General features: G+C 58.7%; 13 protein-coding genes and 1 pseudogene. 9 read left to right on the plus strand and 5 right to left on the minus strand.

Features of this window, described 5'->3' with window-relative positions:
* Positions 1 to 50: 50 nt before the first annotated feature.
* Positions 51 to 260, minus strand: a pseudogene (locus RWJ89_RS06475) (alkaline phosphatase family protein); the annotation flags it as partial.
* A gap of 87 nt (positions 261 to 347) precedes the next feature.
* Here RWJ89_RS06475 and RWJ89_RS06480 point away from each other — a divergent pair.
* The 9 genes from RWJ89_RS06480 to RWJ89_RS06520 all read left to right on the plus strand — a co-directional run bounded on the left by RWJ89_RS06480 (position 348) and on the right by RWJ89_RS06520 (position 9644).
* Complete coding sequence (locus RWJ89_RS06480; RefSeq protein ID WP_025397821.1) at positions 348 to 596, plus strand: FitA-like ribbon-helix-helix domain-containing protein; 249 nt, start codon at positions 348 to 350, stop codon at positions 594 to 596.
* Complete coding sequence (locus RWJ89_RS06485) at positions 593 to 1015, plus strand: type II toxin-antitoxin system VapC family toxin (RefSeq protein ID WP_025397820.1); 423 nt, start codon at positions 593 to 595, stop codon at positions 1013 to 1015. Before RWJ89_RS06480 ends, RWJ89_RS06485 begins: the two co-directional genes overlap by 4 nt.
* A 115-nt stretch (positions 1016 to 1130) precedes the next feature.
* Positions 1131 to 2057, plus strand: coding sequence for an ArsR/SmtB family transcription factor (locus tag RWJ89_RS06490; RefSeq protein ID WP_011655028.1), 927 nt, complete (start codon positions 1131 to 1133; stop codon positions 2055 to 2057).
* A 210-nt stretch (positions 2058 to 2267) separates the two neighbouring features.
* Entirely contained in the window at positions 2268 to 3776 is a 1509-nt protein-coding gene (gene arfA / locus RWJ89_RS06495) for an arabinosylfuranosidase ArfA (RefSeq protein WP_316030723.1), read from the plus strand.
* Between the two features lie 184 nt (positions 3777 to 3960).
* A complete protein-coding gene (locus RWJ89_RS06500) occupies positions 3961 to 5865 on the plus strand; it encodes an ABC transporter substrate-binding protein (protein WP_316030724.1) in 1905 nt (634 codons plus the stop codon).
* Positions 5866 to 5978: 113 nt separating this feature from the next.
* Positions 5979 to 6983 carry an ABC transporter permease gene (locus RWJ89_RS06505; RefSeq protein WP_025397817.1) on the plus strand — a complete coding sequence of 335 codons (1005 nt, stop codon included), beginning with the start codon at positions 5979 to 5981 and terminating at the stop codon, positions 6981 to 6983.
* Between the two features lie 3 nt (positions 6984 to 6986).
* Complete coding sequence (locus RWJ89_RS06510) at positions 6987 to 7844, plus strand: ABC transporter permease (RefSeq protein WP_316030725.1); 858 nt, start codon at positions 6987 to 6989, stop codon at positions 7842 to 7844.
* 1 nt (position 7845) lies between these two features.
* The gene (locus tag RWJ89_RS06515) at positions 7846 to 8835 is read left to right on the plus strand and encodes an ABC transporter ATP-binding protein (RefSeq protein WP_316030726.1); all 990 of its coding nucleotides are present in this window, start codon (positions 7846 to 7848) and stop codon (positions 8833 to 8835) included.
* Entirely contained in the window at positions 8832 to 9644 is an 813-nt protein-coding gene (locus RWJ89_RS06520; protein WP_316030727.1) for an ABC transporter ATP-binding protein, read from the plus strand. Before RWJ89_RS06515 ends, RWJ89_RS06520 begins: the two co-directional genes overlap by 4 nt.
* Positions 9645 to 9705: 61 nt before the next feature.
* Here RWJ89_RS06520 and RWJ89_RS06525 read toward each other — a convergent pair whose 3' ends face one another.
* The 4 genes from RWJ89_RS06525 to RWJ89_RS06540 form a co-directional block, all read right to left on the minus strand.
* Complete coding sequence (locus RWJ89_RS06525) at positions 9706 to 10194, minus strand: very short patch repair endonuclease (RefSeq protein WP_316030728.1); 489 nt, start codon at positions 10192 to 10194, stop codon at positions 9706 to 9708.
* Between the two features lie 86 nt (positions 10195 to 10280).
* Positions 10281 to 11879 (minus strand): response regulator receiver domain, encoded by a 1599-nt coding sequence (locus tag RWJ89_RS06530; RefSeq protein WP_316030729.1) that lies wholly within the window; start codon positions 11877 to 11879, stop codon positions 10281 to 10283.
* Positions 11836 to 13224: an ATP-binding protein gene (locus tag RWJ89_RS06535; RefSeq protein ID WP_316030730.1), complete on the minus strand. Its 1389-nt coding sequence runs from the start codon at positions 13222 to 13224 to the stop codon at positions 11836 to 11838. Before RWJ89_RS06535 ends, RWJ89_RS06530 begins: the two co-directional genes overlap by 44 nt.
* Positions 13224 to 14426 carry a DNA cytosine methyltransferase gene (locus RWJ89_RS06540; protein WP_316030731.1) on the minus strand — a complete coding sequence of 401 codons (1203 nt, stop codon included), beginning with the start codon at positions 14424 to 14426 and terminating at the stop codon, positions 13224 to 13226. Before RWJ89_RS06540 ends, RWJ89_RS06535 begins: the two co-directional genes overlap by 1 nt.
* Positions 14427 to 14537 lie beyond the last annotated feature (111 nt).

Here is a 14537-nt window from a genome sequence, read left to right on the forward strand (position 1 = left end):
CAAAATTGGGACAGAACGGCCCGATCAGCGCCAGGGCCGCTCGTGATCGGTCAATGCGTCAGGTCCAGCGCGGCGGTCAAGTCGTCCATCGGTGGTCGGTCGTTATTGCCAAGCGGCTTGTCGCGGGCGATGACGCCCGGCAGCACCGGCAGACCGTAGCGCGCGGTGATGAAGCGGATGATCCACGTCGTGTCATACTGGGTATGATCGACCATGCCGCCCCCGGCAAAGGGTGAGATGATGAAGGTCGGAATGCGGTTGCTGAGGACGGAGACGCATCTCGCGACCGCTGCTTGAGAATATGCAATCAATGATTTATATGCTATCATTGATGAATGGAGGCAATGATGGCCAGCATGACGATCCGCAATCTCGATGATGGATTGAAGCAACGGCTGCGCGTTCGCGCCGCCACGCATGGCCGGTCAATGGAAGACGAAGCACGCGATATTCTGCGTACGGCACTTGCGACCACCGAACCGGCGGCGCGCAATCTCGCCGATACCATTCGCGCTCGCTTGCAATCGGTCGGAGGGGTTGAGCTCGAAATTCCGCCCCGGCAGCCGATCCGGGACGCACCGGACTTTGACGCGTGATCGTTCTCGATACCAACGTCATTTCGGAACTGCTCACGCCGGCGCCGAATGTGGGTGTAATCGAATGGCTCGGGGCACAACATCCACTATCGGTATTCACGACCGCGATTACCGAAGCGGAAATTCTATATGGCTTGCGCCTCCTTCCTCACGGGCGGCGTCGGAATGATCTCGAGGCGGCAGTCCTGCCGATATTCAATGAAGACATGAGTGGCCGTGTCCTGCCATTCGATCGTGACGCGGCAGACGTCTATGCCATCATTGCCACCGATCGCCGCAAAGCTGGCAGGCCGATCAGCCAGTTCGATGCGCAGATCGCAGCCATCGCCATTTCGCGCGGCGCTTCACTCGCAACGCGCAATGTGTCCGATTTCGAGGGAATAGGCTTGCAGATCATCAATCCGTGGACGGACCACTAACACCCTCGCATCGCAGAACTCTAAACCATCCAGGTCAGGCACGCTCGACCCAATCATTCCCACTTGATGTATCAGAATTTCCGATATACATCATTTCATCGGAAATACTGGGGGAATGATGGAACGCTCGTTTTTGACGATTGCCGCCGGCGAGAATAATGATGCGATACGCGCGCTTTCGGCGCCGGCGCGGCTCGAGATGCTCAAGCTGCTCTGCGCCAAAGGACCGATGAATATCAACGATATCGCGCGTGCTCTTTCTCTTCCTCAATCGACTGTCGCCACCGGGATCCAGATTTTGGAAGACGCCCGGCTTGTCGATTCCCAGCTGACGAAGGCGCGCAAGGGAAACCAGAAGATCTGCTCGGCGATCTACAGCGAAATTCTGATCAGCTTTGAGGAAAGTGCCGCCCAAAGGGCCAATAATATCATCGAAGTCGAGATGCCGGTTGGGCTCTACACCAGCTGTGACGTCCATGCGCCCTGTGGTCTTTGCTCCACCGAGAGTGTCATCGGCCCCCTCGATGTTCCCGACTATTTCCTCGATCCTCAGCGCATGCAGGCCGGGCTTGTCTGGTTCGGCAGGGGCTATGTGGAATATAAATTCCCCAACAATGCCAAGGTGTTGAACAAGGACATCCGGGCGATCGAGTTTTCGCTGGAGCTGTCGTCGGAAGTGCCGGGCACCAATCCGGACTGGCCGTCTGATATAACCCTCTGGGTCAATGGAATGGCGATCGGAACCTGGACGTCGCCCGGCGATTACGGCGACAAGCGCGGCGCCTTTACGCCGGCCTGGTGGAAGCTCGAGGGCTCGCAATATGGGATGATGAAGACCTGGCGGATCTCGACGCGCGGAACCTTCATCGACGGTATCGCCGCATCGAATGTTACGCTCAGCGACCTCGCCCTTGCCCAGCACTCCTCCATCCGGCTCCGGGTCGGCATCGCCGAGAATGCCGGCCATACCGGCGGCGTGAATATTTTCGGCCGCGGCTTCGGAAATCACGGGCGCGACATCATCATGCGACTTCACGTCTGAAAAATCAAAATCGGAAATCTTGATTTAAATATCACGATTCTTTCCAGTTTCGACTGCCGATAAAGTCTCCCAAGCAACTGAAACAAAACAATTTTCTCTGAAATCCATATTAGTATGATTAAATTCGCAACTTGGTTGACAGAACAACATTCCTGATATCAAGTTAGAGGCAAGAAAACAAAATACCTGATATATAAACGGGAGGATCCGTTGAAGACGAATGTTGTGGTTCACCGCGATTTCCGCATCGCGACCATCGATTCCAGGCTCTACAGTTCATTTCTCGAGCATCTCGGCAGGGCGATCTACGGGGGCATTTATGAGCCGGGACACCCGACGGCCGACGAGGACGGATTCCGGCAGGATGTCCTCGATCTGGTCCGTGAACTCGACACCCCATATTGCCGTTATCCCGGCGGCAACTTCGTCTCAGCCTATAATTGGGAAGACGGCGTCGGTCCGCGTGCCGAGCGCCCGGTGCGCCTCGACCTTGCCTGGCGCACCCGCGAAGCCAATCAGATCGGCGTCAACGAATTCGTCGACTGGTGCAAGAAGGCGAATACCAAGCCGATGCTTGCCGTCAATCTCGGGTCACGCGGCCTGGATGCCGCCCGCAATTTCCTCGAATATTGCAATCATCCGGGCGGCACCTACTGGTCGGATCTGCGCCGCAAGCACGGCTGGTCCAATCCGCACGATGTCAAATTGTGGTGCCTCGGCAACGAGATGGATGGCCCCTGGCAGGTCGGCCACAAGTCGGCCTATGAATATGGCCGGCTGGCGGATGAGACGGCAAAGGCCATGCGCGGCTTCGACAAGTCGCTCGAGCTCGTGGTCTGCGGCTCGTCCAATTCCGACATGAAGACCTATCCCGAATGGGAAGCGCAAGTCCTCGAGCAGTGCTATGACAGCGCCGACCATATCTCGCTGCATATGTATTTCGCCAACCGCGAGAAAAATACCCTCAATTATCTCGCCCGCGCGACGAAGCTCGACCGCTACATCACCACGATCGGCGGCGTGATCGACTACATCAAGGCGAAAAAACGCTCGAAGAAGACGATCGGCATTTCCTTCGACGAATGGAATGTCTGGTATCATTCCAACCAGCAGGACAAGGAGATCCTGGCGCGTGACGAATGGCCGGATGCGCCGCATCTCTTGGAAGACATCTATAATTTCGAGGACGTGCTGCAGGTCGGCGGCATCCTCAACACCTTCATCCGCCGCTCCGACCGGGTGCGCATCGCCTGCATCGCGCAGCTCGTCAACGTCATCGCCCCGATCATGACCGAGGACGGCGGTGCGGCGTGGCGCCAGACCATTTATTACCCGCTCTATTACGCCTCCAGATATGGCCGTGGAACGGCGCTGCAGCTGGTCGTCGATGGCCCGACCTATGACAGCGACGAGGAGAACGACGTCCCCTATCTCGACGTATCGGCAGTCCATTCCGAGGACGGCAAGACCCTGACCTTCTTTGCCGTCAACCGCCATCCGAGCACGGCGCTCGATCTCGATGTGCGGCTGGAAGGCTTCGCAAATGCCCGGGTGGTCGAGCAGGTGGAAATGACCCACGGCGACCTGGAAGCCGTCAACACGGCAGCGCGGCCACAGACGGTCGCCCCCGTCAATGTCGAGAGTGGAAAGATCGAGGATGGACGGTTGCGGGCGGCGCTGAAACCGTTCTCCTACAACGTCATTCGGCTGTCGGTGTGACAGCCACCGCCGGGTAAGCCCCCGGTTGAAGATATTCGGCTCGCTGCGAGGAGGCAGGGAGCCGAAGGGATGGTTCACCGAGGTTCTGGACTTTCAAGCCCTGATGCCTCTGCGAACCGACAACCGCGACGTGCCCATGCGTGCCTTTGCGGCCGCGGCATGATCGCTTTCAAGGGAGGAGTTCATGCAAAAGTGGAAGAGGTTTGCATTCGGCTTCGTGCTGGCCACGTTCGGCCTGACCGCAGTGGCCGGAGCCCAAGAATATACCTCCTTGCCGCGCAAGGAGACGCTCATCGTCGAAAATCCGGAAGGGACGATCAAAAATCCCGGCTGGTTCAATATCTGGGTCAATGGCGGCGGCGGCGTATCGACCGGCCTGCAGCAGCTGACCATGGATACGCTCTGGTATATCGACCCCGAACAAGGACTTGGCGGCGCGACCTGGGATAATTCGCTCGCCGCCGACAAGCCGCAATATAATGCCGACTTCACCGAGATGACCGTGAAACTGCGCAAGGGGCTCTTCTGGAGCGACGGCGTGGAGTTCACGGCAGACGACGTGGTCTATACCGTCAAGACGCAGATGGATCACCCCGGCATGGTCTGGAGTGCTGCCTTCTCGGTGCAGGTGGCAAGCGTCGAGGCGACCGACCCCCAGACGGTGGTGTTCAAGCTGAAGAAGCCTAACTCGCGCTTCCATGCCATCTTCACCGTTCGCTGGAACGGCGCCTGGATCATGCCCAAGCATGTCTTCGAGAAAGTCGAAGATCCGCTTCGTTATGATTTCGCCAATCCCGTCTCGCTCGGCGCCTACAAGCTCAAGTCCTACGACCCCCAGGGCAAATGGTATACCTGGGAGAAGCGTGACGACTGGCAGCGCACCTCGCTTGCCCGCTTCGGCGAGCCGGCCCCGAAATACGTAACCTACACCGATCCCGGCCCGCCGGATAAACGCACCATCGCGCAGCTCGAGCACAATCTCGATATCATCCACGACAACACGCCTGAGGGCATGTTCACGTTGAAGGAAAAATCCAAGACGATCGAAACCTGGTTCCCGGGCTTCCCCTTCGCCCATCCGGACCCGACGCTTCCGGCCGTGATCTTCAACACCCAGAATCCGCCCTTCGACAACGCCGATGTACGCTGGGCGCTTGCCCTGCTGATCGACATCAAGGCGGTGGATATGGCGAGCTATCGCGGGGCGGCGACGCTTTCGGCGCTCGGCGTGCCGCCGACGGCGGCCACGATGAAGGACTATCAGGCGCCGATGCAGGATTGGCTGAAGAATTTCGAGATCGATACCGGCAAGAGCAAGATCAAGCCTTATGACCCGACGGTCGGGCAACAGATCGCCGATATCCTGCGCAAGCAGCCGAAGTTCAAGGACCAGATCCCGAGCGATCCTGAGGCAATCAGCGGTGCGTTCGGCTATGGCTGGTGGAAACCGGATCCGAAGGCTGCCGGCGAACTGCTGGAAAAGGCAGGCTTCAAGAAATCCGGCGGCAAATGGCTGACCCCGGACGGACAGCCCTTCAAGATCCGGATGACGGTGGAAGGCGACACACGCTCGGTCTTCACCCGCGCCGGAACGCTGATCGCACAGCAATGGGCCGCATTCGGCATCGACGCCAAAGCCGTGCCGGCCGCGAAACTGTGGCAGACGGCGCTACAGCCCGGCGATTTCCAGGTGGCGATTGCCTGGAGCGTCGAAACCTGGGGCGGCGATCCCGACCTGTCGTTCTTCCTGGATAGTTGGCATTCGCAGTTCGTGGCCAAGAAGGGTGAGAACCAGCCGCCGCGCAACTGGCAGCGCTGGAGCAATCCGGAGCTCGACAAGATCATCGAGAGCATCCGCGGCATCAGCGCCGACGATCCCAAGGGCATGGAGCTCGGCAAGGATTATCTGAAGCTGGTTGCCCGCGAAATGCCGACGATCCCGCTGATGTCGTATAACGTCTTCACCTCGATGGATACGACCTATTGGACCGGTTATCCGACGATATCCGATCCCTATACCGATCCGGTGCCGAATTGGGCCAACTCCAGGCTGATGATGGTCAAGCTCAAGCCGGCACAACCGAAATAATCCTCCCAACGCCGGCGCGAGTGTTGCGCGCCGGCCCCCTAATCGGCGGGCATGTGGCATGTCCGCCGATCCTTTCCACTTGATGAAGGGAACCAGAGAGGAACCACTGCCCTATGACGTCCTATCTGATCTTTGTGCTGAAGCGGTTCGGTCAGTTTCTGCTCGTTGTATTTCTTGGCGTGACCATCACATTCTTCGTCACCCACCTGACCCCGATCGATCCGGTCGAAGAAAGCATAGGCGCCATCACCCAGATGGGGCAGTCCGATCCCAACGCGATCGAGCTGATGCGTCAGTCGCTTCGCGAGCTTTACGGCATGGAGGGCTCGATCTGGCAGCAATATCTGAATTTCTGGCTGCGGCTTGCGACCGGTGATCTCGGTCCCTCGCTATCGGCCTTTCCCACGCCCGTTTCCACCATCATCCTACGGTCCCTGCCCTGGACTATCGGGCTGATGACGGTGTCGACCCTCATCACCTTCGTGCTCGGCAATGCGCTCGGCGCACTCGCCGGCTATTATCGGAAGGACATGGTGCTGAAGGCCGTCAGCCTCGTCTTCATCGCCCTGCTTCCCATTCCCTATTACATTCTGGCCTTCGTGCTCCTGATTGTGTTCGGCTATCTCTGGCCGGTGCTGCCGATCAATGGCGGCTACGAGATGAACGCCAATCTGGACCTCTCCTTTGCCCTCGTCTTCGATATTCTGAAGCACTCCATCCTGCCGGCCTTGTCGCTGATCCTGGTCGGCGCCGGCAGCTGGCTGATCGGCATGCGCGCGCTCGTTTCCAACATCATCACCGAGGATTACGTCGTCTTCGCCGAGCTCGGCGGCGTTCCGAAGCGAAAGATCCTGCGTTCCTATATCGCCCGCAACGCCATGGTGCCGCAGTTCACCGGGCTTGCCATGTCGCTCGGCGCGATCTTCAACGGCACGGTCATCACCGAAATCGTCTTCGGCTATCCGGGCATCGGCAACCTGCTGATCGAAGCGGTCCATGCCGGCGATTACAGCCTGGTGCTCGGCCTCAGCGCATTGTCGATCGTCGGCGTTGCCGCCGCGGTGTTCATCATCGACATTCTGAGCCCGCTGATCGATCCGCGCATCAAGGTGGAATAGAGCATGTTTACGATTGTCCGCGACCTCGCGCGCCAGAATATGGAATTCCTCAGCGGCCTGCTGCTCTTTGCCGTGATCGTTGGATTGATAGTGGTGTCCTATTTCTCGCCTTACAGCGCGACCGACATCTACCTTCTGCCGCCCGATATGCCGCCCGATGGCGAGTATTGGCTCGGCACGACGTCGCGCGGCCAGGACGTTTTCTGGCAGTTGACGACCGCACTCAGAAACACCCTGTTTTTCGGCATCGGCGTCGCCGTCATTTCACGCATCATCTCGCTGGCCGTCGGCCTCGTCGCCGGTTATGCCGGCGGCGCCGTCGACCGGGTGCTGATGGCCATCAACGACAGCGTCATGGTCATCCCGCAATTTCCGCTCCTGATCCTCTTCTATTTCGTGCTGAAGGACAGCATGACCTGGACGGCGCTGATCCTCATCATGGCCTCGCTCGGCTGGTCCTATGACGCACGCCTCATCCGGTCGGTGGCAATCAGCCTGAAGACCAGATCCTTCACCACCCAGAGCGTCTACTCCGGCATGAGCATGCGCAAGATCCTCATCGAGGAGCACCTGCCCTATGTTCTGCCGATCGTCTTTGCCACTACGATGAACAACATGATCTGGTCGATCGGAATGGAGATCACCCTGTCGGTGCTCGGCTTCACCGATATCGAGACGCCGACCATGGGCATGATGATCTATTGGGCCAATGCGCATTCGGCGCTGATATCAGGCATATGGTGGTGGGTGGCCGCCCCCGTCGCCGTCATCGTCGTCCTCTTCCTGGCGCTCTTCCTGCTGTCCATGTCGATGAATGAATACAATGATCCGCGCAGCCGGCTGAACCGGATGGGAAGTTAGAATGGATCCTTTGGTCGAAATTGAGAACCTGAAAGCCTATTACCGTGCCTTCCTCTTCGGCGTCGATCGCGAGGTGCGCGCCGTCGACGATATCAGCCTGACCATCGCCCGCGGCGAGGTCTATGGCGTTGCCGGTGAATCGAGCAGCGGCAAGACCACCCTGATCAAGACCATCGCCGGCGCGATCCGGCCGCCGCTGCGGGTCGTGTCGGGAAAGGTGACATTCCATTTCGACGGCGGCACCCAGGATATCTACGCGATGAAGCCGGAGGATCGCCTGGCGCTGCGCTGGAAGCATCTCTCCTATATCATGCAGGGCTCGATGAATGTGCTCAATCCGGTGCGCCGGATCCGGCATTCCTTCACCGATTTCGCTTTTCGCCACATGAAGGTCGGCAAGAACGAGTTTCTCGAAAGGGTCGCCACCCATCTGCAGCGGCTGAAGCTGGACCCGCACCTGCTCGATGCCTATCCCCACGAACTCTCAGGCGGCATGCGCCAGCGCATGACCATTGCGCTGGCCACCATCCTGACGCCCGAGTTCATCATTGCCGACGAACCGACAACCGCGCTCGACGTCATCGTTCAGCGCGACGTGCTGTCGATGATCCGCGAAATCCAGCGCGAGATGGGCTCGTCCTTCCTGTTCGTCACTCATGACATGGGGGTTCACGCGACGGTCTCCGACCGCATCGGCATCGTCTATGCCGGTCGTCTTGTCGAGGAAGCGCCGACCCCCAAGCTCTTCAGCAAACCGCTCCACCCCTATACGCAGCACCTCGTCGGCAGCCTGCCGCGCATCGGCGATGCAACGGCCCGCCCTTCGCTGGAGGGGCGCCCGCCGAACCTCGCCATGCCGCCGGAAGGCTGCCGGTTTCACCCGCGCTGTCCAAAGCGCATGGACATCTGCTCGCAGAAGGTTCCGCCGCTCGTCACCGTCGAGCCGGGGCGGCGGGTGGCGTGTTTTGCCGTTACGGGAGATCAGGTTTGAGCGCTCTTCTTAGTCTCTCGCATGTCACCAAAGTCTACCGCCAGGGCGGCATGCTCGGCCGGCGGCTGATCACGGCGGTCAAGGACGTCAGCTTCGAACTGGGAGCGGAGCCGGAGATCCTCTCGATCGTCGGCGAATCCGGCTCGGGAAAATCGACGATCGCGGCGATGATCCTCGGTCAGACCGAACCAACGGAAGGCGAGCTTCAATTCAGCGGCAGGACCGTCGCCATCCATAGCCGATCCGAACGCACGGCTTTCATGAAAGAGGTTCAGCCGGTTCTTCAAAACCCCTTCGAAGCTTTCAATCCGCTGAAACGTGTCGATCGTTATCTCTTCGAGACGGCCCGCAATTTTTCGTTCTCGGGAAAACGGCCGGACCGGCAGCAGGCGGAGAAGATGGCGGATGCAGCCCTCGTCCATGTCGGCCTGACCCTTGAAGAAGTAAAAGGCCGGTTTCCCCACGAATTGTCGGGGGGCCAGCTTCAACGCGTCGCCATCGCCCGCGCGCTGATCCCGCAACCCCGCCTGCTGGTGGCCGACGAACCGGTCTCCATGGTCGACGCATCGCTGCGCATGGCGATCGTCAATCTCTTTGGCCGCCTGAAAAACGAGCTCGGTCTTTCGATCGTCTACATCACCCACGACCTCGCCACCGCCTATTACATCAGCGACAACATCATCATCATGCGCAAAGGCGAAATCGTCGAGCGAGGACAGGCACGGGCGGTGTTGGATGATCCGCAGCATCCATATTCGCGGGCGCTCAAGGATGCGGTGCTGGCGGCGGATTTTGGTGCGGCGACGTAAGTGATGCGGGAACGCCGGGGGGGTTCGTGGGTGGACGAAGAGAACACGTGGCCATTGCGGATCATGGCGAAGTGTTCACCTGGAATTCCGAACCGGATGTATTACCCTCGCCGATTTCGAGGTCGCTCGAACTCGACCTCAGCCATTTGCCCAGTAAGTCAGCCGTTGCTGCGACCTGATGCGGTTTCCGCAGCGCGCATGCCCAGATCGTTGCGATGCGCCAATCGGCATCGAGCAACGTTGTTCTGACGGCCGCATCTCGCGCAACATTGGCATTGAACTTGGCGTGCCAGAAGTCGGTTCGTGTAGCAGGCATGGTCGCATAGCGGCAGGCGAAATGACGATGCCAGAAACAGCCGTGCACCAGGATCACCGCTCTGAACTTCGGGAGGACGAGGTCCGGCATTCCTTTGATGACTCTGCTATGGAGCCGGTATCGGAAACCACGGGCATGCAGGGCACGGCGAAGCTCAACCTCGGGCTTTGTGTCCTTGCTCCTTACGCTTGCCATCATTCGTGATCGCGTCTCTGGATCGACGATATCTGCCACGAAAATCCTACCGTCGCTTTGGAGCGAACAATCATACTGAGTGCCGCCACGGGACAGTCAGATAGATGAATTAGTTGGAGAACTCGTCATCCCGACCAGTTTTCAGCGAGTTGCCGTAGCCATTCAAACTCGTCGAGTCCAATGCGCGACAGGTTTGAGGTTATGGATCCCACAACGCGCTGAGCCTGCATCGGTTTCATCTCGGCCACCCAACGGACATATTCTCCACCTTGGGCCAGCGGAATTGCGTAGTCGATGAAGACTCTCTTCCTTTCCACGCGCACGACCTCGTCAATCCCGGGTCTTAATTCAAATGTCTTCAGGAACAGGTCCTTGCGATCAATCAGAAGACGCTTGCGGTTGCCCTCGTCGTCGACGATGAAGTTGAACTTGTCTGGATCTTCGTCCAGCCTGCCAAATAAGAATTTGGCCTTGCCGCCCTTCAACCGGACGCTGTCACATACGGGCGTAAGGCAGAGAAAATAGTGGTCCCCGTCGTGAATGACGGTTCCGAGCCTTACCGTCGGGAGTTGCCGATACCTGAAATCGGAAGCGCCGTTCGCCAGGCGAACTCCAGACGCGATAGCGAACTGCTCGTGCTGCTTGATACCGTCAGCCATGTCGTCGCCAAGGACGGAATACAGCTTCTTCGCTATGGATTCTAGGGTGAATTGGTTTGTAATCTCGCTCTGCTTCTTCTCGAGAGCAACGGCAAATGCTTTGAGGTGTGGCTTCAGGGCAGCGACTGGTTCTTCTATCAGACCCCGCGCGGTCGCTTCGGGAATGTCGTGAACGACGGCGTTCTCCTCATCCAGAACAATCTTTGCCGTCTTTCCGTCAATGTAGGTCTGGGCTATCCGAGCCCTCACGCTAGCTGGACCCGCGAAACGAGCTACGATCTCGTCGAGAGGTAACTGAGCTTCGATTTCTTGTAGGATAAGGTCGGCAACATATTGCTGCGCATCCTGCGATGATCCCACAAGTGCGAAATGAGTGACGAGTGGTGCATCCAGAGAGCTGTTCAGGCGGGCCAGCAGCCGATGCGTGTTGCTCCGGAGATGTCCCATTGACGCAAGCGTGGCATTCCGAAGAATGCCGCCAGAGAACTTTGCAAACTCCGATATGAGCCGTTCGGCAAGATCACCTTCCTCGACACAGCGGCCTCCCTGCCCCGCCTCATGGTCGGCTCCAACGCCTTTCCCTAGGATGACCAATTTCGCGGTGTCAGTCTCGTTGGTAAACTCGAAAGGATTCTGTCCCTTTGCAAGGGACACAATATCATGTTCGATCCGATCGGCTACGGTCTTGAGATCCCTCACTCCCGTATAGATCGCGAAAAGCCTAAGTCGACCCCCGGATCGCTTGTCGATCTCCAACACTTTGTCAATGATATTTATGGCGATTTCGCCATTGTCGCCAATCTGCCAGTCAAGGACAATCATGTCGCTTCTCGGGGCAAGCCTGAGCACATCGGTCGTGATTGTGCCAATGTCGCCGGGCTTGAGAACGCTGCAGATTAGTCCCTTGTCGGCGAACCCTTTTGTGATCGCGCCGGCGTCGAGATCTTCTTTCGGCGCCGGGGCAGCCGCTACCGGTGCGGGAGCCTCGGCAGCAGCAAGCTCGCCCGGCTCTTCAAAATCATCACCGTCGTCGACGGCGGTCGCGGAACTCCTTATAGGCCGCATTTGCCTGGAAACCCTCGCGCCCCGCTTTCTCTACAAGCTGAGAATTCTCTTGTCTGGTGGTCTCGATCACTCCAAACATGCGTCGATATGAAAAGAAGTAGTAGCCAGCGCTCTTCGTCCTCCGACGTTCGATATCTAGGAAGTCGTAATCGGAGTCGCCGTAAGGCAGGATCCGGATGTTGTCCCGGTAGAGATAGAGGCCGCCAATCTTGTTGAGCTTCTCGATCATTTCGACCCAGTCCGCGCGTGGCAACCTGCTTTCATTTGCCTTGCCCTGGACGTAGGCAAACGAGAGACGGAATGGCCCACAACGGGTCTGCTGTCCACGGCTGTTCGGCCAGTGGATGCTGAAGGGTCGCTTCTCGCTGCCAAACACCTCGATGGTACCCGAGAACTGACCGAACTCGTCGAACGAACCCGACACCTGATGATCTGATTTCTCGAAATCCTCGGGCGAGAAGAAGTTGTTCGAACCAATGATGTCGTCCCAGATCCCTCCGCCTTTATGATCGCGGAAGGCAGTCGTCATCGGCGGAATGGTGTGGCCCGGCACCATCGTATTCGAGAAGCCCAGCAGCGCCTTTTGCATCGGCGTCGCCTTGTCCTCGTCGCCCGCCTCGTCCACATCGAGCGCAAGCGTTTCGGCGGTGGGCGAGATATAGAAATGCGTGCCATAGCCATCACCGCGCAGGTCGGGACCGGCCATGATCGCGTCCGCAAGCGCCGCCGGATCGACATTAAAAGCGCGAAGGTCGCCCAGGATGCTGTCGATTAGCGTGACATTCGTCTGCGGTCGCAGGGCTTCGAGATTGCCTGCGGCCTCCTCCACCATATCGGCGATGACAGAGTGATCCGGGAGAGTTCCTCCGGCGAGTTCTCTCAGTGGGATATCAAGCTCTCCAAGTTGGACGTTTGGAAGGCTGAAGATGTCCCAATGGAGCAATGCAGCTATGAGCGGTGCTGAGTTGCCCACCGTCTTCTTGCGGGTGAGCACAAGAACCTGCTTGCCGAGGACCGCAATCGCCAGGCGGCCGATCCCCTTCTCGCCCATGACCGGACGCGGCTCCTGGTCAGGATCTGTCTCAGGCGGCGGCAGGTATCCGCCGGCCCGCTTGCTGTCCGTTGCGGCCGTTAGCCACCGCGTCTCGAAGTCCTTGCGGGACATCCCTACGCCGTCATCTCGAAGGATAAGAAGGTTTCTAACGCGATAGAAGTCCACGACCATCGCCTTCGCGTATGCGTCGTGGGCATTCTTGAACAATTCCGAGATCGCCGTCGGAGTTCCAGCGACCTGCTGTCGTCCTAGAAGATCGACCGCCCGTGCTCCGATGCCAAACTTTGCCATCAGGCCATCCCTCGGTAATGATCGACGTGCGCGATCAGAGCCCGGCCGATTGCCTCCGCCAATCTCGGAGGAACAGCATTGCCGATTTGGCGCGCCATTGCGTTGATACTGCCGAGAAACTCGAACTCGTCGGGGAAAGACTGAATGCAGGCGGCCTCACGGATGCTGATCGCACGATCCTGCTCTGGATGTCCGAACCTGCCGTTCGACAGGCTCACGCATCTCGTCGTCAGCGACGGCGAAGGCTTGTCCCAGGTCATCCGACCGTAGACATCGGTATAGCCCTTGAGGCCCACATGGCAGTCGAGCTTGAGATGATCCGACCAACTTCTGCGGTCGCCGCCCTCCGACACCGCCCGAATTCGCTCGAGGTTCTTTGCCGACAGCGAACAGGCATAGTGATTGGCAACGCTGATGTCCGACATGCCCGCCTCGATGGATGGCAGATGACCGATCGCATTTCGGACGGTGAGCAGCGGCTCCATGCCTGCATCGGGCCCATGTGTCGGATCCGGAAATGTGAACAGCCCGTAGAGGCTGGCCACGACAACGAGCCGCCTGCGGTTCTGCGGTACCCCATAGGCCTGGGCTTCAACCGTCTGGCACGTATGCGAATAGCCGCAGGCGTCCAGAAGCTCGAAAAGCCTCGCCAGTGGCCCATCCTCTGCTTCCGAGAAGGCCTGCAGTCCAGGAACGTTTTCGATGAATATGAGCTCCGGCCGGAAGCGCCGCACGAACCGCCCAAGTTCTGCGAGCAGCGAGATCCTGCTGTCCTGTTCCTTGCGCTGGCGGTTCTGGCGTGAGAACGGCTGGCATGGAGCGCAGGCGCTAAAAAGAACCGGTGACGTTCGTTCGCGCTCGAAGAGATGCTCGAGATCAGAGGTCGCGAGATCGCAGACGTTCCGGTGAACCGCTTCGGCGCCTTTGAAGTTGCGGGCATACGTGGCCATCGCCTCGTGATCGATGTCCAGGCCCATCACGGGCTTCATGCCAGCTTTCCGAAGACCCTCGCTTGTTCCGCCGCAGCCCGAGAAGAAATCGTATACGAGGATAGGCGTATTTCGAGATTCGTTTCTCCATCTCCCGTCTTCGAAGCCCGAAACCGTTTCCGGCTTTTCGTACGGCAGGCCTTCAAGGAACATTCGGGATGCTTTCAATACTGCTGAAATTGTGGGAACGCTCGGCACGAATCCAGACGCCATTTCACGTTTCTACAACCGTGGTGTCAACAAATAATAAAGCGCTCAACCAGTCCTTCGCAAGCCGCGATGGATTTTCACCCAGGTATCGGGAAGCGCCGTGCGCCGGGAAAC

This window comes from Rhizobium sp. 10PS4, assembly GCF_032464805.1.
Taxonomy (GTDB): Bacteria; Pseudomonadota; Alphaproteobacteria; order Rhizobiales; family Rhizobiaceae; genus Rhizobium; species Rhizobium laguerreae.

Coding starts and splice junctions, on each gene's coding strand:
- RWJ89_RS06480 (WP_025397821.1), top strand. CDS start 348: ATGGCCAGCATGACGATCCGCAATCTCGATGATGGATTGAAGCAACGG.
- RWJ89_RS06490 (WP_011655028.1), top strand. CDS start 1,131: ATGATGGAACGCTCGTTTTTGACGATTGCCGCCGGCGAGAATAATGAT.
- RWJ89_RS06500 (WP_316030724.1), top strand. CDS start 3,961: ATGCAAAAGTGGAAGAGGTTTGCATTCGGCTTCGTGCTGGCCACGTTC.
- RWJ89_RS06505 (WP_025397817.1), top strand. CDS start 5,979: ATGACGTCCTATCTGATCTTTGTGCTGAAGCGGTTCGGTCAGTTTCTG.
- RWJ89_RS06510 (WP_316030725.1), top strand. CDS start 6,987: ATGTTTACGATTGTCCGCGACCTCGCGCGCCAGAATATGGAATTCCTC.
- RWJ89_RS06515 (WP_316030726.1), top strand. CDS start 7,846: ATGGATCCTTTGGTCGAAATTGAGAACCTGAAAGCCTATTACCGTGCC.
- RWJ89_RS06530 (WP_316030729.1), bottom strand. CDS start 11,879: ATGCGGCCTATAAGGAGTTCCGCGACCGCCGTCGACGACGGTGATGAT.
- RWJ89_RS06535 (WP_316030730.1), bottom strand. CDS start 13,224: ATGGCAAAGTTTGGCATCGGAGCACGGGCGGTCGATCTTCTAGGACGA.
- RWJ89_RS06540 (WP_316030731.1), bottom strand. CDS start 14,426: ATGGCGTCTGGATTCGTGCCGAGCGTTCCCACAATTTCAGCAGTATTG.